This window comes from Streptomyces sp. NPDC001373, from assembly GCF_042895815.1.
GTDB lineage: Bacteria > Actinomycetota > Actinomycetes > Streptomycetales > Streptomycetaceae > Streptomyces.
Map to the genome: position 1 here is coordinate 183334 of NZ_JBIAWQ010000009.1, position 22653 is coordinate 205986.

The 22653-nt window shown below is 72.2% G+C and carries 22 protein-coding genes; 10 read left to right on the forward strand and 12 right to left on the reverse strand.

All coding sequences use genetic code 11. The features are described 5' to 3' along the window. Positions 1–47: 47 nt before the first annotated feature. The gene (locus ACFY15_RS21620) at positions 48–413 is read left to right on the forward strand and encodes a cytidine deaminase (protein ID WP_390689071.1); all 366 of its coding nucleotides are present in this window, start codon (positions 48–50) and stop codon (positions 411–413) included. Positions 414–464: 51 nt separating this feature from the next. On the opposite strand, the gene ACFY15_RS21625 is transcribed toward ACFY15_RS21620, so the two are convergent. Continuing rightward, on the reverse strand, positions 465–1778 hold the full coding sequence (locus tag ACFY15_RS21625) for an MFS transporter (protein ID WP_390689072.1): 1314 nt from the start codon (positions 1776–1778) through the stop codon (positions 465–467). Between the two features lie 71 nt (positions 1779–1849). On the opposite strand from ACFY15_RS21625, the gene ACFY15_RS21630 reads away from it, so the two are divergent. The 3 genes from ACFY15_RS21630 to era all read left to right on the forward strand — a co-directional run bounded on the left by ACFY15_RS21630 (position 1850) and on the right by era (position 5236). Then, on the forward strand, positions 1850–2887 hold the full coding sequence (locus ACFY15_RS21630) for a GlxA family transcriptional regulator (protein ID WP_390689073.1): 1038 nt from the start codon (positions 1850–1852) through the stop codon (positions 2885–2887). A gap of 182 nt (positions 2888–3069) precedes the next feature. Further along, on the forward strand, positions 3070–4137 hold the full coding sequence (locus tag ACFY15_RS21635; protein ID WP_390689074.1) for a beta-xylosidase: 1068 nt from the start codon (positions 3070–3072) through the stop codon (positions 4135–4137). A gap of 148 nt (positions 4138–4285) precedes the next feature. After that, positions 4286–5236 carry a GTPase Era gene (gene era, locus ACFY15_RS21640; protein ID WP_390689075.1) on the forward strand — a complete coding sequence of 317 codons (951 nt, stop codon included), beginning with the start codon at positions 4286–4288 and terminating at the stop codon, positions 5234–5236. Positions 5237–5257: 21 nt separating this feature from the next. Here era and ACFY15_RS21645 read toward each other — a convergent pair whose 3' ends face one another. The 3 genes from ACFY15_RS21645 to ACFY15_RS21655 all read right to left on the reverse strand — a co-directional run bounded on the left by ACFY15_RS21645 (position 5258) and on the right by ACFY15_RS21655 (position 7572). Continuing rightward, entirely contained in the window at positions 5258–5956 is a 699-nt protein-coding gene (locus tag ACFY15_RS21645) for an SAM-dependent methyltransferase (RefSeq protein ID WP_390825946.1), read from the reverse strand. Between the two features lie 224 nt (positions 5957–6180). Continuing rightward, positions 6181–6453 (reverse strand): protealysin inhibitor emfourin, encoded by a 273-nt coding sequence (locus ACFY15_RS21650; protein ID WP_390689077.1) that lies wholly within the window; start codon positions 6451–6453, stop codon positions 6181–6183. A gap of 39 nt (positions 6454–6492) precedes the next feature. Beyond that, complete coding sequence (locus ACFY15_RS21655; protein ID WP_390825947.1) at positions 6493–7572, reverse strand: M4 family metallopeptidase; 1080 nt, start codon at positions 7570–7572, stop codon at positions 6493–6495. A 364-nt stretch (positions 7573–7936) separates the two neighbouring features. Between ACFY15_RS21655 and leuA the strand changes: the two genes are divergently transcribed. From leuA to ACFY15_RS21675, 4 genes are all read left to right on the forward strand, one after another. After that, positions 7937–9700 (forward strand): 2-isopropylmalate synthase, encoded by a 1764-nt coding sequence (gene leuA, locus ACFY15_RS21660; RefSeq protein WP_390689079.1) that lies wholly within the window; start codon positions 7937–7939, stop codon positions 9698–9700. 215 nt (positions 9701–9915) lie between these two features. Next, positions 9916–10611 carry a TerB family tellurite resistance protein gene (locus ACFY15_RS21665; protein ID WP_390689080.1) on the forward strand — a complete coding sequence of 232 codons (696 nt, stop codon included), beginning with the start codon at positions 9916–9918 and terminating at the stop codon, positions 10609–10611. A gap of 172 nt (positions 10612–10783) precedes the next feature. Next, positions 10784–11530 (forward strand): DNA repair protein RecO, encoded by a 747-nt coding sequence (recO, locus tag ACFY15_RS21670; protein ID WP_390689082.1) that lies wholly within the window; start codon positions 10784–10786, stop codon positions 11528–11530. Positions 11531–11553: 23 nt separating this feature from the next. Next, complete coding sequence (locus ACFY15_RS21675) at positions 11554–12375, forward strand: isoprenyl transferase (RefSeq protein WP_390689083.1); 822 nt, start codon at positions 11554–11556, stop codon at positions 12373–12375. A 105-nt stretch (positions 12376–12480) separates the two neighbouring features. On the opposite strand, the gene ACFY15_RS21680 is transcribed toward ACFY15_RS21675, so the two are convergent. The 4 genes from ACFY15_RS21680 to ACFY15_RS21695 are packed head-to-tail and all read right to left on the reverse strand — an operon-like array spanning position 12481 to position 15619. Further along, positions 12481–12909 (reverse strand): Fur family transcriptional regulator, encoded by a 429-nt coding sequence (locus ACFY15_RS21680; protein WP_150519707.1) that lies wholly within the window; start codon positions 12907–12909, stop codon positions 12481–12483. 51 nt (positions 12910–12960) lie between these two features. After that, a complete protein-coding gene (locus tag ACFY15_RS21685; protein ID WP_366453080.1) occupies positions 12961–13827 on the reverse strand; it encodes a metal ABC transporter permease in 867 nt (288 codons plus the stop codon). Then, the gene (locus ACFY15_RS21690; RefSeq protein WP_390689166.1) at positions 13827–14621 is read right to left on the reverse strand and encodes a metal ABC transporter ATP-binding protein; all 795 of its coding nucleotides are present in this window, start codon (positions 14619–14621) and stop codon (positions 13827–13829) included. Before ACFY15_RS21690 ends, ACFY15_RS21685 begins: the two co-directional genes overlap by 1 nt. Positions 14622–14644: 23 nt before the next feature. Continuing rightward, positions 14645–15619, reverse strand: a complete 975-nt coding sequence (locus tag ACFY15_RS21695) for a metal ABC transporter substrate-binding protein (RefSeq protein WP_390825948.1) — start codon at positions 15617–15619, stop codon at positions 14645–14647. Positions 15620–15773: 154 nt separating this feature from the next. Here ACFY15_RS21695 and ACFY15_RS21700 point away from each other — a divergent pair, with 154 nt between their 5' ends. Next, positions 15774–17156, forward strand: coding sequence for a glycine--tRNA ligase (locus ACFY15_RS21700; protein ID WP_390689085.1), 1383 nt, complete (start codon positions 15774–15776; stop codon positions 17154–17156). Between the two features lie 73 nt (positions 17157–17229). Here ACFY15_RS21700 and ACFY15_RS21705 read toward each other — a convergent pair whose 3' ends face one another. The 4 genes from ACFY15_RS21705 to ACFY15_RS21720 form a co-directional block, all read right to left on the reverse strand. Further along, the gene (locus ACFY15_RS21705; protein WP_390825949.1) at positions 17230–17952 is read right to left on the reverse strand and encodes a VC0807 family protein; all 723 of its coding nucleotides are present in this window, start codon (positions 17950–17952) and stop codon (positions 17230–17232) included. Positions 17953–18098: 146 nt separating this feature from the next. Next, positions 18099–18692 (reverse strand): TetR family transcriptional regulator, encoded by a 594-nt coding sequence (locus ACFY15_RS21710; protein ID WP_390825950.1) that lies wholly within the window; start codon positions 18690–18692, stop codon positions 18099–18101. 21 nt (positions 18693–18713) lie between these two features. After that, positions 18714–19778: an aldo/keto reductase gene (locus ACFY15_RS21715; protein WP_390825951.1), complete on the reverse strand. Its 1065-nt coding sequence runs from the start codon at positions 19776–19778 to the stop codon at positions 18714–18716. A 106-nt stretch (positions 19779–19884) separates the two neighbouring features. Next, entirely contained in the window at positions 19885–21399 is a 1515-nt protein-coding gene (locus tag ACFY15_RS21720; protein ID WP_390825983.1) for an MFS transporter, read from the reverse strand. A gap of 60 nt (positions 21400–21459) precedes the next feature. Here ACFY15_RS21720 and dusB point away from each other — a divergent pair, with 60 nt between their 5' ends. After that, positions 21460–22602 carry a tRNA dihydrouridine synthase DusB gene (gene dusB, locus ACFY15_RS21725; RefSeq protein ID WP_390825952.1) on the forward strand — a complete coding sequence of 381 codons (1143 nt, stop codon included), beginning with the start codon at positions 21460–21462 and terminating at the stop codon, positions 22600–22602. The last annotated feature ends 51 nt before the right edge of the window (positions 22603–22653 follow it).

Consider the following 22653-nt stretch of genomic DNA (forward strand, 5'->3'; position numbering starts at 1 on the left):
CGGGGTCGTTGCACGGCACCGCCGGGGTGCTCCCTATGCTTTCGCCTATGACCGAGAGCAGCGTGGGAGCGGGGATCGACCCCGAGGACAGCAAGATCATCACCCTGGCGCGCAGCGCCCGTGCCCGCAACGGAGTCCCCGAGGGGGCCGCGGTACGGGACGAGACCGGCCGCACGTACGTCGCCGGGACCGTGGAGCTGGACTCCCTCAAGCTCAGCGCCCTCCAGACGGCCGTCGCCATGGCGGTGGCCAGCGGTGCCCGCTCCCTGGAGGCCGCGGCCGTGGTCAGCACGGCCGAAGCCCCCGCCGCCGCCGACCGCGCGGCCGTCCGCGACCTCGGCGGCCCGGCCACCCCGGTCCTGCTCGCAGGGCCCGACGGCACCCTGAAGTCCACCACCCCCGCCGGGGCCTGATCCGCCGACGCCGCCGGGCGGCTCCGCACGGAGCCGCAGCCCCGGCCGGGCTCAGGCCGCGGCCGGGACGGCGGCGCCCCGCTCCGGGCGGCGCCGGATCACCATCGCCATCAGCGCCGCCACCGCGCACAGCGCGCCCGAGGCGTACCAGACCAGGTCGTACGAGCCGAGCGCGTCCCGGGCCACTCCGCCGAGGAACGCCACGACCGCCGCGCCCACCTGGTGCGAGGCCAGCACCCAGCCGAAGACGATCGCGCTGTCCTGCCCGTAGTGTTCCCGGCACAGGGCGATGGTCGGTGGGACCGTCGCGACCCAGTCCAGTCCGTAGAAGACGATGAAGAACACCATCGGCGGGCGCACGGCGGGCGCCAGCAGCACCGGCAGGAACAGCAGGGACACCCCGCGCAGGGCGTAGTACACCGCCAGCAGGCGGCGCGGCTCGAACCGGTCGGTGAACCAGCCGGAGGCGATGGTGCCGAGCACGTCGAACACGCCGATCACCGCGAGCAGTCCGGCGGCTGCCGTCACCGGCATGCCGTGGTCGTGCGCGGCCGGTGTGAAGTGGGTGCGGATCAGTCCGTTCGTCGAGGCCCCGCAGATCGCGAAAGTGCCCGCCAGCAGCCAGAACGGTCCCGTCCGGGCCGCCCGGAAGAGCACGCTCACCGCCCGGCGGGCCGCTCCCCGGGTCGGCGCGGGCTTGGGCTCGTAGGCGCCCCCGTACGGGGCGAGGCCCACGTCCGCCGGGTGGTCGCGCAGCAGCAGCCACACGAAGGGGACGACGGACAGGGCCGCCAGAGCCACGGTGACCGAGGCCGGGCGCCAGCCGTGGCGCTCCACCAGCCAGGACAGCAGCGGCAGGAAGATCAGCTGCCCGGAGGCGCCCGCGGCCGTCAGGACGCCCGTGACCAGTCCGCGCCGGGCGGTGAACCAGCGGTTGGTCACCGTCGCCGCGAAGGCCAGCGCCATGGAGCCGCTGCCGATGCCCACCAGCACCCCCCAGAACAGCACCAGCTGCCAGGACGCGGTCATCCACACGGTGGCCAGCGAACCGCCGGCGATGACGGTCAGGGCCACCGCGACGACCTTCCGGATGCCGAAACGGTCCATCAGCGCGGCCGCGAAGGGCGCGGTGAGCCCGTAGAGCGCCAGGTTGACGGATACCGCGAAGCCGATGGTGCCGCGCGACCAGGCGAACTCCCCGTGCAGCGGCTCGATGAGCAGTCCGGGGAGGGAGGCGAAGGCGGCGGCGCCGATGATCGTCACGAAGGCGACGGCCGCGGCGAACCAGGCCCGGTGGATCCGGCCGGGCTCGCGGGGCGCGCGGGAGGCGGCCCGGGGGCTGGAGGTGGGTGCTGTCTGCGTCACCCCGAAAGTTTCCGGTCGGCGGGGAGTCGCAGGACAGTGGCCTGACCGACACGCTTCGATACGATCGGGCCATGGCCCCCGCAGTGAAGCCGCACCGTGTCGTCGTCCTCGCCCTCGCCGGGCTGCTGCCCTTCGAACTCGGCATCCCCCACCGGATCTTCGGTCTGGCCCGGGACCCGCAGAGAAGGCCCCTGTACGAGATCCTCACCTGCGGACTCGTTCCCGGCCCGGTGCGGACGGACGCCGACTTCGCCATCCACGTCGAGCACGGCCCGGAGCTGCTCGCCACGGCCGACACCGTGGTGGTGCCGGCCTCCTTCGAGCTGGGGCCGGTCTACGACGAGGGCCGGCTGACGGAGGAGCTCGCGGCGGCCCTCGCCCTCGTCCGGCCCGGCACCCGGATGGTCTCCATCTGCACGGGCGGCTACGTCCTGGCCGCCGCCGGGTACCTGGACGGCCGCCCGGCCACCACGCACTGGGCCCACGCCGAGCACTTCCAGCGGCTGTTCCCGGCGGTCCAGGTCGACCCGGACGTGCTCTACACCGACGACGGGGACGTGCTGACCTCCGCCGGGGTGGCCGCCGGCACCGACCTGTGCCTGCACATCGTCCGCCGGGACCACGGCGCGGCCGTCGCGAACGAGACCGCCCGGCTCACCGTCGTACCGCCCCACCGGGACGGCGGCCAGGCGCAGTTCGTCGACCGGCCCGTGCCCGAGCCGCAGCAGGCCAGCACCACGGCCGCGCGGGCCTGGGTGCTGGACCGGCTGCACGAACCGCTGCGGCTGAGCGACCTGGCCCGTCAGGAGGCCATGTCGGTACGGACCTTCACGCGCCGCTTCCGCCAGGAGTCGGGGGTCAGCCCGGGGGAGTGGATCACCGGCCAGCGGGTGGAGCGGGCGCGGCGGCTGCTGGAGCGGACGGAGCTGCCGATGGAGGCGGTGGCCCGGGAGGCGGGCTTCGGGACGGCCCAGTCGCTGCGCAAGCACGTCCAGGCGGCGCTGGGCGTGAGTCCGACGGCCTACCGGCGGACGTTCCGGGCGACGGGGGCGGTGGCGGTGGCGCAGAGTTCTGATACTCCGTCAGGTCCTGACGGTCCCGTGCATTGACTTCTCTCGCCGCCCGCCCGTGAATGGCCTCCAGTCGGGGCGGCGGGAGGGGGCCGGCGGTGCGGAGGGGCGCGCGCGGGAGGCACAGGGCGGCGGCTGCGGGCCTGGCCGTCCTCGCGGCGGCGGCCGGGGGCGCGCTGGGGACGCCGGCGGCGGCCGAAGGGGGAACGGCCCCGGGGCGGGTGGAGTTCCCCACGCGCTGCCTGCCGTCCGGGGAGGGGACGACCACGGCCCGCGTCGAGGTCGACGACCCGGCCCCGGCGGTCGGCGACACCGTCACGGTGACCTACCGGCTGGACCGGACCCCGTCCGCGGCCCCGCCGGAGGGCGGGCTCCCCGCCGCGACGGGGCGGATCCTGCTGGGCGGGGCCCAGGGCGGCGAGGTGCCGGTGGCCGCGGTGGCGGGGGCGCCCGGTGCGGTCATGAGCGGGCGTTTCACCGTCACCGAGCCCGGAGAGACCACCCTCGCCCCGGGCGGCTACGCCCTGCCGGGGTCCGCCTGTGCGGCGGCCGGGGCGCCGGCGCCGGTCGCGGGGCGGATCGTCGCGGCCCGGCGGCCGGTGATGAACCTGCGGGGCGTGGCCCTCGCCGCCTCGTACGGGGAGCCGGGCGTCCGGGTCCGGGTCACCGGGGCCGGTTTCGCCCCGGGCGCGGCCGTGACGGTCGCGGGGCGCGCGGGCGCCGCCGGGACGGCCGACCGGGTGGCGGCCACCGCGGACGCGTTCGGGGCCTTCGGCGCGGAGCTGACGGTGGAGGACCGCAGGACGACGGGGGTCGTGGCGTACGAGGGCCCCACCTGGACGGCGGCGCGGGGCTCCGACCCGGCGGCGTACGCGGTCGTCGAGGCGGCCGCCCCGGTGGCGGGCTCCCTGACGATGACGCAGGCCGGGGCGGCGGTCACGCTGGGCGCGGTCGGGTTCGGGGGCGGGGGCGCGGCCGCCGGGCGGATCGGGACGGTGACGGTGACGGACACCCGGGGCGGGGGAGCGGGGCGGTGGACCCTGCGCGGGAGGCTGACGGGGTTCGAGGGGGCGGACGGGGTCCTGGTGCCGGGGGCCTCGCCGGCGTGGACCCCCTCGTGCGGGGGCGGGTGCGAGGCCGGCCCCTCCGGGGAGGTCGGGCCGGAAGGCGCGGTGCTGGCCTCGGGGGCGGGCGGGAGGTTCACGGTCGACGCGACGCTCATCCTCCGGGTGCCTCCGTACACCCCGCCGGGCGCGTACCGGGCGGCCCTGACCCTGACCTTGTCGTAGCCCGGCCCCGGGGGCGTCGCCGCGCGGGGCGGTGCCGCCTGCCCGCCCGTCGTCTCGGTGACGGGCGGGGCGGGGAGGCGGCTTCGGGCGACGGGCCGGGACCCCCGCCGGGGTGGTCTGGTCGGCGGGCCGGGCGGCATCGGGGAGAATGGCCCGTATGAGCGATCGTTCCCCCGAGCCCACCGCCCCGCACCGCGCGGGCTTCGCCTGCTTCGTCGGCCGCCCCAACGCGGGCAAGTCGACCCTGACCAACGCGCTGGTGGGCACCAAGGTCGCGATCACCTCGAACCGGCCCCAGACCACCCGCCACACCGTCCGCGGCATCGTGCACCGCCCCGACGCCCAGCTGGTGCTGGTGGACACCCCCGGCCTGCACAAGCCGCGCACCCTGCTCGGCGAGCGGCTCAACGACGTCGTGCGCACCACCTGGGCCGAGGTCGACGTCATCGGCTTCTGCCTGCCCGCCGACCAGAAGCTCGGCCCCGGTGACAAGTTCATCGCCAAGGAGCTCGCGGGGATCAAGAAGACCCCCAAGATCGCCATCGTCACCAAGACCGACCTGGTCGAGTCCAAGCAGCTGGCCGAGCAGCTCATCGCGATCCAGCAGCTCGGCGCCGAGCTCGGCATCGAGTGGGCCGAGATCGTCCCCGTGTCGGCGGTCGGCGACAACCAGGTCCGGCTGCTGGCCGACCTGATCGCCCCGATGCTGCCGGAGAGCCCCCCGCTCTACCCGGAGGGCGACCTCACCGACGAGCCCGAGATGGTCATGGTCGCGGAGCTGATCCGCGAGGCCGCGCTGGAGGGCGTCCGCGACGAGCTCCCGCACTCCATCGCCGTCGTGGTCGAGGAGATGATCCCGCGCGAGAACCGCCCGGCGGACCGGCCGCTGCTCGACATCCACGCCAACGTCTACATCGAGCGGCCCAGCCAGAAGGGCATCATCATCGGCCCCAAGGGCTCCCGCCTGAAGGAGGTCGGCATGAAGTCGCGCAAGCACATCGAGGCGCTGCTCGGCACGCCGGTCTTCCTCGACCTGCACGTGAAGGTCGCCAAGGACTGGCAGCGGGACCCCAAGCAGCTGCGCAAGCTGGGCTTCTGACCCCCGGGGCCGCCGCCCCCGTCAGGCCAGGCGGCGGACCTTGAGGGTGTTGTCGAAGCCGTGCCCGGGCCGGTCGGCCTCCGCGCCGACCCGTTCGTGCTCGGCGCAGACCAGCACCTCCCAGCCGTCCTCGGGCAGGTCCAGGCCCGCCAGCACCTCCTCGGGGGTGGGGAAGTACAGGTCCGGGTGCGGGTTCTCGGCGCCCGGGGCCGGGCCGCCGTGCCCGGCCACCAGCAGGACCCCGCCGGGGGCCACGGCCCGGGCGGCGGTGCGCAGGATCCGCTCGCGGGGCATCTCGCCCGGGCTGTGCAGGAAGCAGGCCGCGACCAGGTCGAACTCCCCGGCGGGGAAGGACTCCCCGAGGTCGTGGCGCTCGAAGGCGATCCGGTCGGCCACGCCCGCCTCGGCCGCGTGCCCGACGGCGCGTTCCAGGGCCACCGGCGAGATGTCGGTGCCGGTCACCCGCCAGCCCCGCCCGGCCAGCCACACCGCGTCGGCCCCTTCGCCGCAGCCGAGGTCCAGGGCCCGGCCGGGGGCGAGGTCCGCGGTCTCCCGGACCAGGACGGAATTGGGCCGGCCGCTCCAGATCCGCTCGCTCTCGCGGTAGCGGGAGTCCCAGAACTCCTGGCCGGCCGCGTCACCGCCGTGGCCCTGCTCGTGGTCGTGGCCGTCGTGGCCGTCGTGGTCGCCGTGGTCGTGGGGGTGGGAGGGGGTGGGCACGCGGTCTCCTCGGTGCGTTCCTGCAAGGACACCGCCGATGCTCCGTCCCCTCCGCGACCGGGGCAATCCTTCTTGCCGTTTCCGCAAAGAGCCGATCTGCCGTTTCCGCTGCGGCTCGAACGGAGGGGCTGTTTCCGGCCACCCGAAGGAAGGTATCGGGCCCCTCCGGCTCCTGCCGCCCCTCCGGCACCCCCCGTCGCGGGTCGGGAGCCCCTGGGCGACCCCTAGGCGCCCTCCTTCAGCACCCTCGTGATCAGGCTGCGCTGGGCGTCGGAGAGGTGGGGGTCGTGGCAGGACACCGTCCGCCCGTCCACCGTGATGCGGTACGAGAACCCGTCCCTGACCCCGCCCGGCCCCCCGGCGGCCCGGGGGTCGGGTCGCAGGGCCAGCTGGGCCAGCGCCTGCCACTCCTGCTCGTCGGGCCGGCCCGAGGTGTCCACCTCGGCCCGGCGCTCGATCCCCGAGAAACCGCCCGTCCGTACCACTTCGATCTTCATGGTCCCCCTTCTACCCGGACGGGCCCCGCCTTGTCCCGGCTATCCCAGGCCGACGGTCGACCAGGCCTTCTGGAGGGCCTGGTGCTCGGCGCCGCCCTCCCCGTACCGGGCGACGGCCGCCGCCGCCGACAGCCGGGCGAAGTCCTTGAAGTCCGCCCGCGCCCCCAGCTGCCCGCCGGTCAGGGTGTCGTACCAGATCTGCCCGGCCCGCTCCCAGGCCTTGCCGCCCAGCTCGGTCGCCACGATGTAGAAGGCGTGGTTGGGGATGCCGGAGTTGATGTGGACGCCCCCGTTGTCGCGCGAGGTGGTCACGTAGCCGTCCATCGTGGCCGGCTGCGGGTCCTTGCCGAGCTCGTCGTCGTCGTACGCGGTCCCCGGCGCCTTCATCGAGCGCAGGGCGACCCCGGTGACGTTCGGGCCGAGGAGTCCGGCCCCGATCAGCCAGTCCGCCTGGTCGGCGGTCTGGCCGAGCGAGTACTGCTTGATCAGCGAGCCGAAGACGTCCGACATGGATTCGTTGAGGGCGCCGGACTGGCCGTGGTAGTCGAGGTTGGCCGTGTACTGGGTGACCCCGTGGGTCAGCTCGTGCCCGATCACGTCGACCGACACCGTGAAGTCGAGGAACAGGTCCCCGTCCCCGTCGCCGAAGACCATCTGCCGGCCGTCCCAGAAGGCGTTGTTGTAGTCCTCGCCGTAGTGCACGCTCGCGTCCAGCGGCAGGCCGGAGCCGTCGATCGAGCGCCGGCCGAAGCCCTTGAGGAAGAGCTCGTACGTCGCCCCGAGCCCGGCGTACGCGCGGTTGACGGTGGCGTCCTTGGAGGTGGCGGCACCCTCCGCGCGGACCTTCTTCCCCGGCAGCCGGGTGTGGTGCTGGGCGTCGTAGACCGTGCGGCGCGGCCCGTCCGCGTCGGGGGCGTCCGTGACGGCCGGGGCGATCCCCCGGACGGTGCTGATCCGGCGCCGGGTGCGCAGGAGGGCGTCGGTCTCCAGGGTGCGCTGCGCGGCGTCGGCGCGGGCGGCGTCGGCGGACCGGGCGGCCTTGTCCAGCAGGTGCGGCGGCACCACGGTGCAGAAGACCGGGTGGTGGGGGGCGTGTCCGTGCGAAAGGAAGGCATCCATGCCGGAAATGTGGCAGTGGGTGATGTCGGTGTCACTAGCGGCGAGCATGATTCATTCGGTTGTCTCAAAGGCGACGCGCCGTGTTGACGGATCCACCGGACCTTGCCGGACGAAAGGAGTCTTGGGCCACAAAAGGTGTAAATCGGGCCCCCCGGTCTTGCATACTGAAACAGGTCCTCGCGACACGGCGCGGCTCGGTTAGGCTCGGCCCATCATGCGTTTCGGGCTGCTTCTCCTTAGCTGCCGCGGCGAGGGTCTGTAGTCGTAGGCCGGCCCCCTCCCCGCGGAGTCTGGTGTTGCGGTTTTCACTACCGCCGTCGGCCGTTCAGCGAACTACACGCGGACACGCGAGGAGCCCAACGCCATGAGCCAGCAGCCTTTTGTCGGTCGCCCCACGCCCATCACCAACGCGACCCACACCCAGAAGTCCTCCGGGATGCCCATCCACAAGTACGGCCGGTACGAGCAGGTGGACATCCCCGACCGCACCTGGCCGGACGCCCGCGTCACCAAGGCTCCGCGCTGGCTGTCCACCGACCTGCGCGACGGCAACCAGTCGCTGATCGACCCGATGACCCCCGCCCGCAAGCGCGAGATGTTCGACCTGCTGGTGCGCATGGGCTACAAGGAGATCGAGGTCGGCTTCCCCTCCTCCGGCGAGACCGACTTCGCCTTCGTGCGCTCCATCATCGAAGAGGGTGCGATCCCGGACGACGTCACCATCTCCGTACTGACCCAGGCCCGCGAGGACCTGATCGAGCGGACCGTCGAGTCGCTGGTGGGTGCCAAGCGTGCCACCGTGCACCTGTACAACGCGACCGCCCCGACGTTCCGCCGCGTCGTCTTCCGCGGCTCCAAGGAGCAGATCAAGCAGATCGCCGTCGACGGCACCCGCCTGGTCATGGAGTACGCCGACAAGCTGCTGGGCCCCGAGACCGTCTTCGGCTACCAGTACAGCCCCGAGATCTTCACCGACACCGAGCTGGACTTCGCCCTGGAGGTCTGCGAGGCCGTCTGCGACGTCTGGCAGCCGGGCGAGGGCCGCGAGATCATCCTCAACCTGCCCGCCACCGTGGAGCGCTCGACGCCCTCCACCCACGCGGACCGCTTCGAGTGGATGGCCCGCAACCTGACCCGCCGCGAGCACGTCTGCATCTCCGTGCACCCGCACAACGACCGCGGCACCGCCGTCGCCGCCGCCGAGCTGGCCCTGATGGCCGGCGCCGACCGCATCGAGGGCTGCCTGTTCGGGCAGGGCGAGCGCACCGGCAACGTCGACCTGATCACCCTGGGCATGAACCTGTTCTCCCAGGGCATCGACCCGCAGATCGACTTCTCGCAGATCGACGAGATCCGCCGCACGAGCGAGTACTGCAACCAGATGGAGGTCCACCCGCGCCACCCCTACGCGGGCGACCTGGTCTACACCGCCTTCTCCGGCTCCCACCAGGACGCCATCAAGAAGGGCTTCGACGCCATGGAGGCCGACGCGGCCGCCCGGGGCAAGACGGTCGACGAGATCGAGTGGGCCGTCCCGTACCTGCCGATCGACCCGAAGGACGTCGGCCGCTCCTACGAGGCGGTCATCCGGGTCAACTCGCAGTCCGGCAAGGGCGGCATCGCGTACGTCCTGAAGAACGACCACAAGCTGGACCTGCCGCGCCGCATGCAGATCGAGTTCTCGCGGATCATCCAGGCCAAGACCGACGCCGAGGGCGGCGAGGTCACGCCGAAGGCGATCTGGGAGGTCTTCTCGGACGAGTACCTGCCCAACCCCGAGAACCCGTGGGGCCGCATCCAGCTGCGCTCCGGTTCGACCGCCACCGACAAGGACGGTACGGACACGCTGACCGTCGAGGCCGTCGTTGACGGCGTGGAGACGGTCCTGAACGGCACCGGAAACGGTCCGATCTCGGCCTTCTTCGACGCGCTGGCCGGCATCGGCGTGGACGCCCGTCTGCTGGACTACACCGAGCACACGATGAGCGAGGGAGCCTCCGCCGTGGCCGCCTCGTACATCGAGTGCGCGATCGACGGCCGGGTCCTGTGGGGCATCGGCATCGACGCCAACACCACCCGCGCCTCCCTGAAGGCGGTCATTTCCGCCGTCAACCGCGCGGGCCGCTGAACCACCCCCGGCGGAGCCCCGCCCCTCCGGCCGGAGGGGCGGGGCTCCGCCGTCCCCCGCGGGGCCGCCGCCAGGGGCCTGACGGGCGGGGGCGCAGACCGGCCAAGTGGGCTCCCGGGCCCATGTTGTCCTGCCGCACGACTGACGCACACTCACCGATGTGGCTAACATCACGCCAACCCGGCGTCGTTGCCGGGTGGTTACGGAGGTGCGACGTGCTGCCAGTTCGGGGTGGGGACGGCCGGAAGCTGACGTTCTGGGGCATCCGTACCATCTGGAACACCGTGGGCGACGGGGAGTTCTTCTGCCCCGGCTGCGGCGGTGACCGCAACTACCGCCGGCGCACCGGGCGCCGCCGGTTCACCGTGCTCGGCCTGCCGCTGCTGCCGCGCGGGGAGGCAGGGCCCGTCGTCGAGTGCCAGGCCTGCCGGCAGCGCTTCGGCACCGAGGTGCTGGACCACCTCACCACCACCCGCTTCTCCTCGCTCCTGCGCGACGCCGTGCACACCGTCGCGCTGGCCGTGCTCGCCGCGGGCGGGACCTCCTCGCGCAGCGCCCTGGAGGCCGCCGTGTCGGCCGTACGCGGCGCCGGCTTCCCGGACTGCACCGAGGAGCAGCTGGAGTCCCTCGTCGAGGCCCTGGCGACCGACGAGGGCCGGCTGGGGCTGTACGACGGGCCCGACTGCTGCGGGGCGGCGCTGTCGATCGAGCTCCACGAGGCGTTGGAACCGCTCGCCGCCCACCTCGCCGGACCCGGTCGCGAATCGATCCTGCTGCAGGGCGCGCGGATCGCCCTCGCGGACGGGCCCTACATCCCGGCGGAGCGCGAGGTGCTCGCCACCGTGGGCTCGGCGCTGCGGATGGGCTCGGAAGAGGTGGCCGGGCTGCTGTCGGCGGTGCGCGCACCCTAGCGCTCTTCCGTACGCGGATCCGGGCCCGGCGGAGTCGTTCCGCCGGCGAGGCGGGGACCCCCGCCGCCTGACCGCCTCCCCCGGAACCTCCCCAGGAGTGCCGCCCCTCCCGTCCGGACACCGCCGCCCCGACGGGGGTCGGCGCCGTCCGCGCACGGGGGACAATGGGCGCATGAGTCTGTTCCGCGACGACGGCATCGTGCTGCGCACCCAGAAGCTCGGCGAGGCGGACCGCATCATCACGCTGCTCACCCGCGGCCACGGCCGCGTCCGCGCCGTCGCCCGCGGAGTACGGCGCACGAAGTCCAAATTCGGCGCCGGGCTGGAACCTTTCTCCCACGCCGACGTGCAGTTCTTCGCCCGAGGCAGCGAGCTGATCGGCCGCAGCCTGCCCCTGTGCACCCAGACCGAGATCATCGCCCCGTACGGCAACGGCATCGTCACCGACTACGCCCGCTACACCGCCGGCACCGCCATGCTGGAGACCGCCGAGCGCTTCACCGAGAACGAGGGCGAGCCCGCCGTCCAGCAGTACCTGCTGCTGGTCGGCGCCCTGCGCACGCTCTCGCGCGGCGAGCACGCACCGCATCTCGTCCTCGACGCCTTCCTGCTGCGCTCCCTGGCCGTCAACGGCTACGCGCCCAGCTTCGAGGACTGCGCGAAATGCGGGATCCACGGCCCCAACCGGCACTTCTCCGTCGCCGCCGGCGGGGTCGTATGCGGTGACTGCCGGGTTCCCGGAAGCGTCGTACCATCTGCTGAGGCCATCGGGCTGCTCAGCGCCCTGCTGACGGGGGACTGGCCGACGGCCGACGCGGCCGAGCCGCGGCACGTGCGCGAGGGAAGCGGACTCGTCTCCGCCTATCTGCACTGGCATCTGGAACGCGGGCTGCGTTCCCTGCGTTACGTAGAGAAGTGACCGAGATCGGAGACCGAAGCGCCATGGCAGTACGCGGATTCCTGGGACTCTCCCGCCGCGAGTACGCGATCCCCGAACCGCACCCGACCGGCGCCCGCCCGCCGAAGATCCCGGGCGAGCTGGTGCCGGAGCACGTCGCGATCGTGATGGACGGCAACGGCCGCTGGGCCAAGGAGCGGGGCCTGCCGCGCACCGAGGGCCACAAGGTCGGCGCCGAGCGGGTCCTGGACGTCCTCCAGGGCGCGATCGAGATGGGCGTCAAGAACATCTCCCTCTACGCCTTCTCCACCGAGAACTGGAAGCGCTCGCCCGACGAGGTGCGCTTCCTCATGAACTTCAACCGCGACTTCATCCGCAAGACCCGCGACCAGCTCGACGCGCTCGGCATCCGGGTGCGCTGGGTGGGCCGGATGCCCAAGCTGTGGAAGTCGGTGGCCAAGGAGCTCCAGATCGCCCAGGAGCAGACCAAGGGCAACGACAAGCTGACCCTGTACTTCTGCATGAACTACGGCGGCCGCGCCGAGATCGCCGACGCCGCCCAGGCCCTCGCCGAGGACGTGAAGGCCGGCCGGCTCGACCCGTCGAAGGTCACCGAGAAGACCCTCGCCAAGTACCTCTACTACCCGGACATGCCGGACGTGGACCTGTTCCTGCGGCCCAGCGGCGAGCAGCGCACGTCCAACTACCTGATCTGGCAGAGCGCCTACGCCGAGATGGTCTTCCAGGACGTCCTGTGGCCGGACTTCGACCGGATCCACCTGTGGGACGCCTGCCTGGAGTACGCCAAGCGCGACCGCCGCTTCGGCGGCGCGGTCCCGAACCAGACCGAGGGCTCCCAGGGCTGACCCCGGTAAACGGCTCCGCCGCCGAGGTCCTGGGCCCGGCGGCGGAGGTCGTACGAGATCGGCCGGATTCCGATCGGTGTTCGACCGGAATCCGGTGCTTTCGATCTAGCCGGCGGCCGCGCAGTCCGCGCAGGTCCCGAAGATCTCGACGGTGTGGGCCACGTTCACGTAGCCGTGCTCGGCCGCGATGGACTCCGCCCACTTCTCCACCGCAGGGCCCTCCACCTCGACCGCCTTGCCGCACTTGCGGCAGACCAGGTGGTGGTGGTGATCACCGGTGGAGCAGCGGCGGTAGACGGACTCGCCGTCGCTGGTGCGCAGCACGTCCACCTCGCCGGCGTCCGCCAGGGACTGGAGGGTGCGGTACACGGTGGTCAGGCCCACGGAGTCGCCGCGGTGCTTGAGCATGTCGTGCAGCTCCTGGGCGCTGCGGAACTCGTCCACCTCGTCCAGTGCCGCCGCGACGGCTGCCCGCTGCCGGGTGGACCGTCCTCGTACTGGCGCGGTATTCGTCTCGCCAGGCGCAGTCGCCACCGGTTCCTCCTCGTTTCGGCCTCGCCTCATTGTGCCAGGCGGCCGGTCCTCCTAGACCTTCACGTCGTCCTGCGTGCAGAGCTCCTCGGCGGCCCGGACGGCCCTGGCCCGGCGCCGGGCCACGGGCGCGGACAGGGCCGTGGTCGCCACGAAGACGGCGATCGCGAGCAGCACGATCGTCGCGCCGGACGGCGCGTCGATGTAGTACGTGGCGGCCGTACCGCTGAGCGAGACCACCACGCCGATCCCCATCGCCAGCGACAGGGTCGCGGCGAAGCCGCGGGTGACCCGCTGGGCGGCCGCGACGGGGATCACCATCATGGCGCTGACCAGCAGCAGGCCCACGATGCGCATGGCCACCGTGACCGTGACGGCGGCGGTGACGGCCATCAGCAGGTTCAGCGCGCGCACCGGCAGACCGGTGACGCGGGCGAACTCCTCGTCCTGGCTGATCGCGAACAGCTGGCGGCGCAGGCCGACGGTGACGGCGATGACGAAGGCGGCCAGGACCACCACCGCGGTGACGTCCTCGGGGGAGACGAAGCTGATCGAGCCGAAGAGGTAGCTGCTCAGGTTGGCGGTGGAACCGCCCGGGGCCAGGTTGATGATCATGACGCCGCCGGCCAGGCCGCCGTAGAAGAGCATGGCGAGCGCGATGTCGCCGCTGGTCTTGCCGCGGGAGCGGATCAGCTCCATGCCGACGGCGCCGACGACCGCGACGAGGGTGGCCATCCAGACCGGGCTGGTGTTGAGCAGGAAGCCCAGGGCGACACCGGTCATGGCGACGTGGCCGATGCCGTCGCCCATGACCGCCTGGCGGCGCTGGACGAGGTACGTGCCGATCGCGGGCGCGGTGATGCCCACCAGCGCGGCGGCGATCAGCGCCCGCTGCATGAAGGCTTGGTGCAGGATTTCCATCAGCTCAGCAGTCCCGTCCGCAGGGGCTCGGCGTCGTGCGCCGCGTGGGGGTGTACGTGGTCGTGGCCGGGGAGGGCGTGCTGCCCGACGGCCTCCGGCGGCGGGCCGTCGTGGACGACGCAGCCGTCGCGCAGGACGACGGCGCGGCCGATCAGGGGCTCCAGCGGGCCCAGCTCGTGGAGGACGAGCAGGACGGTGGTGCCGGCGGCGACCTGCTCGCGCAGGGCGTTCGCGAGGACCTCCTGGTTGGCCAGGTCCACGCCGGCCATCGGCTCGTCCATGATCAGCAGCTCGGGTTCGACGGCCAGCGCCCGGGCGATGAGCACGCGCTGGTGCTGTCCGCCGGAGAGGGCGTTGACCGAGGCGTCGGCGTACGCGTCCATGTCGACGAGGGCCAGGGCCCGCTCGACGGCGGCCCTGTCGGCCTTGCGCAGGATCCCGAAGCGGGAGCGGGCGAGGCGGCCGGCGGAGACGACCTCCCGGACGGTGGCCGGGACGCCGCTGGCGGCGGTGGTGCGCTGGGGGACGTACCCGATGCGCGACCACTGGCGGAAGCGCCTGAAGTCGGTGCCGAAAAGGCTCAGGCTCCCGCCGGTGAGCGGGACCTGGCCGACCACGGCGCGCACGGCCGTGGACTTGCCGGAGCCGTTGGCGCCGAGCAGGGCGACCACCTCGCCCCGGCGGACGGTGAGGTCGACCCCGCGCAGCACGGGCCGGGAGCCGAGCGAGGCCGTGGCCCCGCGCAGGGATATGACGGTCTGGTCGTCGTCCGCCGGTCGGGGCGTTGACTGCATGGCTCGCGCCTCCGTTGCTGCTGTCATCGATTGGTTCCGAGGGCCTTCTGGAGGTTCTTCAGGTTGGAGCGCATGACCTCGAAGTAGTCGGCGCCCTGCGACTTCTCGGTGATCCCCTCGAGGGGGTCGAGGACGTCGGTCCGCAGCCCCGTGTCCCGGGCCAGGGTCCTCGCCGTCTTGTCGCTGGCCAGGGCCTCGAAGAACACGGTGGTGACATTGTCCTTCTTCGCGACGGCCTGGAGGTCCTTCATCCGGGCCGGGCTGGGTTCGGCCTCGGGGTCGACGCCGGAGATGCCCTCCTGGTCGAGGCCGTAGCGCTCGGCGAGGTAGCCGAAAGCGGAATGGGTGGTGATGAAGGTCCTGGAGGCCGTGTTCCGCAGGCCCTCCTTGAACTCGGTGTCCAGCGCGCCCAGTTCGGCCACGAGCCCGTCGGTGTTCCTGCGGTAGTCGGCCGCGTGGCCGGGATCGGTCTTCTCCAGTGCGGCGCCGAAGCCCTTGGCGATCTCCGCGTACTTGACCGGGTCGAGCCAGACGTGGGGGTCCTCGCCGGCCTCCCCGTGGTCGTGGCCGTGGCCGTGCTCCTCGGCGGCGTGGTCGTGGTCCTCCTCGCCGGAGGTGCCGTGCACCTCGAGCCGGGTGAGGGAGGCCGCGTCCACGGTGTTCTTCACGCCGGACTGGGCTATGGCCTTGTCGACGGCGGGCTGGAGGCCCTTGAGGTAGAGGACGACGTCCGAGTCGCCCAGCTGGCCGGTCTGCCGGGGGGTGATGTCCAGGTCGTGCGGTTCGACGCCCGGCTTGGTCAGGGTGGCGACCTTCACGTGGTCGCCGCCGATCCGCTCGGCGAGGAACTGGAGGGGGTAGAACGACGCCGTGACGGCAAGCCTGCCGTCCTGGTCCGCGCCCGCCGCTCCCGCCCCGGAACAGGCGGTGAGGGCCGTCGCGGCAAGGGCGACGGCACCGGCGAGCGCGGCGGTGGGTATGAGGCGTCGTACGTTCATGACATCCATTTTCATCAAAGATGGAAACGATTGTCAAAAGGCGGGGTGGGGGGCCCGAGCGCATGCTGGAAGAGGGGTACCGACTTGAAGTGGAGGGTGCGGGCGCCGGTAACCTAAAGCCTTCGCCGTTCGTCCTCGTAATGAAGAGAGCACCGTGGCCGCCGACAAGATCGAAACCATCGTCAGCCTGAGCAAGCGCCGTGGCTTCGTTTTCCCTTGCAGTGACATCTACGGCGGCTCCAGGGCTGCCTGGGACTACGGTCCGCTGGGTGTCGAGCTCAAGGAGAACATCAAGCGCCAGTGGTGGAAGGCGATGGTCACCGGACGGGAGGACATCGTCGGCCTCGACTCCTCGGTGATCCTGGCCCCCGAGGTCTGGGTGGCCTCCGGCCATGTGGCGACCTTCTCGGACCCGCTGACCGAGTGCACCGCCTGTCACAAGCGTCACCGCGCGGACCACCTCGAAGAGGCCTACGAGGCCAAGCACGGCCGCCTCCCCGAGAACGGCCTCGCGGACGTCAACTGCCCTCACTGCGGCGTGAAGGGCCAGTTCACCGAGCCGAAGCAGTTCTCCGGCATGCTGGAGACCCACCTCGGCCCGACCCAGGACACCGGCTCGAAGGCGTACCTGCGCCCCGAGACCGCCCAGGGCATCTTCACCAACTTCGCCCACGTGCAGACCACCTCGCGCAAGAAGCCGCCCTTCGGCATCGCGCAGATGGGCAAGTCCTTCCGCAACGAGATCACGCCGGGCAACTTCATCTTCCGCACGCGCGAGTTCGAGCAGATGGAGATGGAGTTCTTCGTCAAGCCGGGCGAGGACGAGCAGTGGCAGGAGTACTGGATGCAGGAGCGGTGGAACTGGTACCGCGACCTCGGCATCCGCGAGGAGAACATCCGCTGGTACGACCACCCGAAGGAGAAGCTGTCCCACTACTCGAAGCGCACCGCCGACATCGAGTACCGCTTCAACTTCGGTGGCAGTGAGTTCTCCGAGCTGGAGGGCATCGCCAACCGCACCGACTTCGACCTGAAGTCGCACTCGGCCGCCTCCGGCCAGGACCTCGTCTACTTCGACCAGGAGTCGAAGGAGCGCTACACCCCCTACGTCATCGAGCCGGCGGCCGGCGTGAACCGCGCCATGCTCGCCTTCATGCTGGACGCGTTCGTCGAGGACGAGGCCCCGAACGCCAAGGGCGTCATGGAGAAGCGCACCGTGATGCGCTTCGACCCGCGCCTGGCCCCGGTCAAGGTCGCCGTCCTGCCGCTGTCCCGTAACGCCCAGCTGTCGCCGAAGGCCAAGGGCCTGGCCGCCGACCTGCGCAAGTTCTGGAACATCGAGTTCGACGACGCGGGTGCCATCGGCCGCCGCTACCGCCGCCAGGACGAGATCGGTACGCCGTTCTGCGTCACCGTCGACTTCGACACCCTGGAGGACAACGCGGTGACCGTGCGCGAGCGCGACACCATGAAGCAGGAGCGCGTCTCCCTGGACCAGATCCAGGCCTACCTCGGCAGCCGTCTGCTGGGCTGCTAGTTCCCGCCGGAAGGCCGGTGGCCCGGTGCGCGATCCGCGCACCGGGCCACCGGCCTTTCCCCGTTCGCCGCGGTCAGGCCGCGGAGCCCCCGGCCTGCGCGGCCGTGGCCGCGGCGGCGTTCGCGGCGGCCCGCCTCTCGCCCTCGGCCTTGGTCCGCTTGACGAAGCTGATCGTCCAGAGGGCCAGCCCGCCGAGCGTGCCGTAGATCATGAACGGGCTGATGGTCACCATGGTGGAGGTGTCCAGGACGTACGACAGGGCGATCCGGACCGCCGCCTCGATCAGGTAGACCACGCCCCAGACCAGGGTCATGCGGCGCTGGGCGTTGCGGAAGCCCTCGAACTGCCACAGGCCGTTGTAGTACGCCACGCCCGCCGGGGTGCCGTCCGTGCCGAACTTCCGGCCGAAGTAGAACATCAGCGGCCGGGGCGCGAGCAGCGTGGCCAGGCACAGGAGCCCGAACAGCCCGGTGACGGCGGAGTCCTTGACGAGCAGGGCCCGGGTGGAGTTGGCGCCGATCAGGGACACGGCGGCGGTGATCGCCAGGAACACCAGCGTGACGATGGCGAACTCGTCCAGCTTGCGCCGCCAGGCCACCATGACGGCGGTGTCGAGCACCGGCCAGGCGCCGCTGACGAGCAGCGCCGAGGCCTCGCTCCAGCCGTGGTCGTCGACGAGGGCGTTGTAGGTGACGATCGGTGCCACCACGCTGAGCGCGATGGTCAGGATCAAGCCGATGGCTGCGGCTCCGCCGGAGCGGGCGGGAGGTGAGGGCTGTACTGCTGCCGTGGACAAGGTTCCCCCTGGAACGTGCCTGAGTAGTGCGGTAAGGGGACCGTAAGGAACTGTCGATGGCATGTACAAGTCGACACGGCTCAAAATGATCACCAAGCCGTCCGGAGCCTCTCATTCCGCCCAACGGGGCGCGGAACCGCGCCGGTTCAGGCGCGCAGACCCCGGATGACGAGGGCGACGACCGCCTCGAACTCCGTGATGATCGTGGGGGAGAGCCACTCCGTCACGTACTGGGGGTCATGGAACCGGCCGGTGGCGTCGAAGACGGCGCGCGCGGCGGCCGGCACGTCGGGCGCGGCCAGGGTGCCGGCGGCGACGCCCTCGGCGATGATCCGGGTCAGCTGCTCGATCAGCTCCGTCAGGTGCGCGTCGACCACCCCGCTGTTCTCGGCGAGCAGCACCGTGTACGTCGCGAACAGCTCCGGGTCGTCCCCCGCCTTGTGGCGCTTGGCCTCGAAGAGGGCCTCCAGCCAGGACTCCAGCTTGGAGGGGGCGGCCTCGCCCGGCGCCGAGGCGATCCCCTCCAGCATGACCACGCTCTTGGCGAGCCAGCGGTCCGTGACGGCCTCGCGCAGCGCCGCCTTCGAGGGGAAGTGCCGGTACACGCTGCCGTGGCTGACGCCCAGGGCGCGCGCCACGTCCACCACGGTCGCCTTGGTGGGGCCGAAGCGGCGCAGCACCTCCTCGGTGGTCTCGAGGATGCGCTCGGGGGTCAGGGGCTCGGCAGCAGCGGAGGGCATGGGTACGACCGTACCGCCAGCTCAGTGCTCGCTGTCGAGGTGGGCCATCTGCGCCGCCGGATACCGGTCGCCGGAAGCGGCCCCGGCGGGGACCGCGGCCTCGATGGCGGCCAGGTCGGTCTCGGTCAGCCCGACCTCCCTCGCGCCGAGCGCCTCGGCCAGCCGGTCCCGCCGGCGGGCGCCCACCAGCGGCACGATGTCGACGCCGCGGCGCGGGCCCTGGGCGAGTACCCAGGCGATCGCGATCTGGGCGACGGTCACCCCCTTCTCCTCGGCGACCTTGCGCAGGGCCTCGACCAGGCCGAGGTTGTGGTCCAGGTTCTCGCCCTGGAAGCGGGGGCTCATCCCGCGGAAGTCGCCGGGCGCCAGTGCCCGGTCGCGGCTGAAGTGCCCGCTGATCAGGCCCCGGGACAGCACCCCGTACGCCGTCACGCCTATGCCGAGCTCCCGGGCGGCCGGCAGGATCCGGTCCTCGATGCCGCGCGAGATCAGCGAGTACTCGATCTGGAGGTCCGAGATCGGGGCCACCGCCGCGGCCCGGCGCAGGGTGTCCGCACCGACCTCGGAGAGGCCGATGTGCCGGACATGCCCCGCCTGCACGGCCTCGGCGATGGCGCCGACGGTCTCCTCGACGGGGACGTCCGGGTCCACGCGCGCGATCCGGTAGATGTCGATGTGGTCCCGGCCGAGCCGCTGGAGCGAGTAGGCCAGGAAGTTCTTCACGGCCTCGGGCCGCCCGTCGTACCCGGTGAAGCCGCCCTCGACGGTCCGCAGGGCGCCGAACTTGACGCTGGTCAGGGCCTGCTCGCGGGCTGCCGTGGGGGCGGTGCGCAGGGCTTCGGCGATCAGCAGCTCGTTGTGGCCCATGCCGTAGAAGTCGCCGGTGTCCAGGAGCGTGTTCATGCCCGCGGGGGCGGCTTCCAGGAAGGCGTGGATCGTCGCCAGGGACTCGGCCCGGTCGGCCTCGCCGTAGAGGGCGGACATGCCCATGCAGCCCAGCCCCAGGGGGAAGACGGACGGCCCGGCGGCCCCGAGCCGGCGGGCGGTGGCGGCGGCGGACGCGGAGGTGTTCTCGTTCGAGGTCATGGAGCGAGAATGGCATGACGGCTGACAGATTTCAATATCTGTCACTCGTCAGGATGGCGGGGTCGCGGCACGGCGCATCGGAGGAAGGCCGTCCTGCGGAGGCGGATCAGCCCGCCGGGGCGGGCCCCGGGGTCGGGGGCATCCCGCCGTCCCTGCGGGGGCCGGGGGTCTGCCCCGCCTGGGCGGCGGCGGGGGCGGGCGGTGACGGTTCGAGCTCCCGGGCCGTCCGCAGCGCGGTGGCATGGGCCCACGGGCCGGTGGTGACGGCGCCCACGACGAGCACCAGGAACGCGCAGCCGGTGATGATCCACCAGGCGGGCCGGGCCGCCGTCGCGAAGTCCGCCCCGCCCGCCGTCCCGGCGGCCAGCACGGCTCCTATGACGGCCACGCCGAGCGCCCCGCCGGTCTGCCTGCTGGTGGAGGCCACCGCGGCCGCCACGCCCGCCTGGCTGCGTGGCATCCCGGACAGCGCCGTGTTGGTGATCGGGGCGTTGACCAGCCCGAAGCCGATGCCGAAGAGCACGTACCCGGTGAACATCAGCGGCGTGGAGGTCTCCGCCGAGAACGCCGCGAACAGCAGCCCGCTCGCCCCCATGGCCACCCCGGACACCAGCAGCGACGGCCGGGGCCCGTGGTTGGCGACCAGGCGCCCCGAGACCGGCGCGCACAGGAAGGCGAAGAGGGCCATCGGCAGCATGTGCAGCCCCGCGTCCAGGGCGTCGAGCCCCCGTGCCTCCTGGAGGTAGAGGGTGGTCAGGAAGAGGAACCCGGAGAGCGAGGCGAAGGTGCTCACCGCGATCACGGTCGCCCCGCTGAAGGGGGCGCTGCGGAAGAACCGGGGGTCGATCAGCGGATCGGTCCGCCGGGGCTCGTAGAACAGGAGCCCGCCCAGCGCGGCGGCCGCGCCCAGCGCGCACCCGAGGATCGGCGGCGAGCTCCAGCCCTGGGCCGGCGCCTCGATGATCGCGTACGTCATCCCGCCCAGCAGCACCACGACCAGCAGCTGCCCCACCGGATCCGGCCGGCGCGGTCGCTCGGACCGGGACTCCGGAACGAAGCGCAGGGTCAGCGCCAGGGCGACCAGCCCGACGGGCAGGTTGACCCAGAAGATGGACCGCCAGCCCACCGAGTCCACCAGCAGGCCGCCGATCAGCGGTCCGGCGGCCATGGAGATGCCGACCACCGCACCCCAGACGCCGATGGCGCGGGCACGCTCCTTGGGGTCGGTGAAGGTGTTGGTGATGATCGACATGGCGACGGGGTTGAGCATCGCCCCGCCGACGGCCTGGACCATCCGGAAGGCGATGAGCCAGTGGAGGCCGGGCGCCAGGGAGCACAGCACCGATCCCGCCGTGAACAGCACCAGTCCCCACGCGAAGACCCTGCGCCGCCCGATCCGGTCCGCCGTGGACCCGGCCAGTATCAGCAGCGAGGCGATGACCAGCGTGTAGGCGTCGATGGTCCACTGCATCCCCGAGACCGAGGCGTCGAACTCGCGGCGCATCGCCGGCAGGGCCACGTTCAGGACGGTGTTGTCCAGGCTGACGATCAGCAGGCTCATGCAGCAGACCGCCAGGACGAGCAGGCGGTGCCGGCGGCCCGCTTGATCCACGCCACTCATGTGATGCATACCGCCGATCGTACGAATAAGCAGGCAACGGCGCTGCGGGACAATGGGGGGATGACCACGCTTCCCGCCCCCCTCGCGATCGGCCCGCACACCGTGCAGCCCCCGGTGGTGCTCGCGCCGATGGCCGGCATCACCAACGCCCCCTTCCGGACCCTCTGCCGCGAGTTCTCGGGCGGCAAGGGGCTGTTCGTGAGCGAGATGATCACGACCCGCGCCCTGGTCGAGCGCAACGAGAAGACCATGCAGCTGATCCACTTCGACGCGACCGAAAAGCCGCGGTCGATTCAGCTGTACGGGGTGGACCCCGTGACGGTCGGCAAGGCGGTCCGCATGATCGTCGAAGAGGACCGCGCCGACCACATCGACCTCAACTTCGGCTGCCCGGTCCCCAAGGTGACCCGCAAGGGCGGCGGCTCCGCCCTGCCCTACAAGCGCCACCTGCTGCGCGCCATCCTCCGCGAGGCCGTCGCGGGCGCCGGCGACCTGCCGGTGACCATGAAGATGCGCAAGGGCATCGACGACGACCATCTCACCTACCTCGACGCCGGCCGGATCGCCGTCGAGGAGGGGGTGACCGCCATCGCCCTGCACGGCCGCACCACCGCCCAGCACTACGGCGGCACCGCCGACTGGGAGGCCATCGCCCGCCTCAAGGAGCACGTGCCGGAGATCCCGGTGCTCGGCAACGGTGACATCTGGTGCGCCGAGGACGCGCTGCGCATGGTCCGCGAGACCGGCTGCGACGGCGTGGTCGTGGGGCGCGGCTGCCTGGGCCGGCCCTGGCTCTTCAACGACCTGGTCGCGGCCTTCGAGGGCCGTCCCGAGGACTTCCACAAGCCGGTGCTGCGCGAGGTCAAGCGCACCATGCTGCGCCACGCCCAGCTGCTGGGGGAGTGGATCGGCGACGAGGCCCGCGGGGTGATCGACTTCCGTAAGCACGTGGCCTGGTACCTCAAGGGGTTCTCGGTCGGGTCCGAGATGCGCGGGAAGCTGGCGGTCGTCTCGTCCCTGGCCGAGCTGGACGCTCATCTGAGCGAGCTCGACCTGGACCAGCCGTGGCCCGAGAGCGCGGACGGCCCTCGGGGCCGGACGTCCGGAAACAACCGGGTTGTCCTGCCGGACGGCTGGCTGAAGGACCCGTACGACTGCGCCGGTGTGAGCGAGGATGCCGAGCTGGACACGTCCGGAGGCTGACAAATCGCCCTGCGTGGTGCGTGATATACGCCACGCATGGGAGAGGTTTCG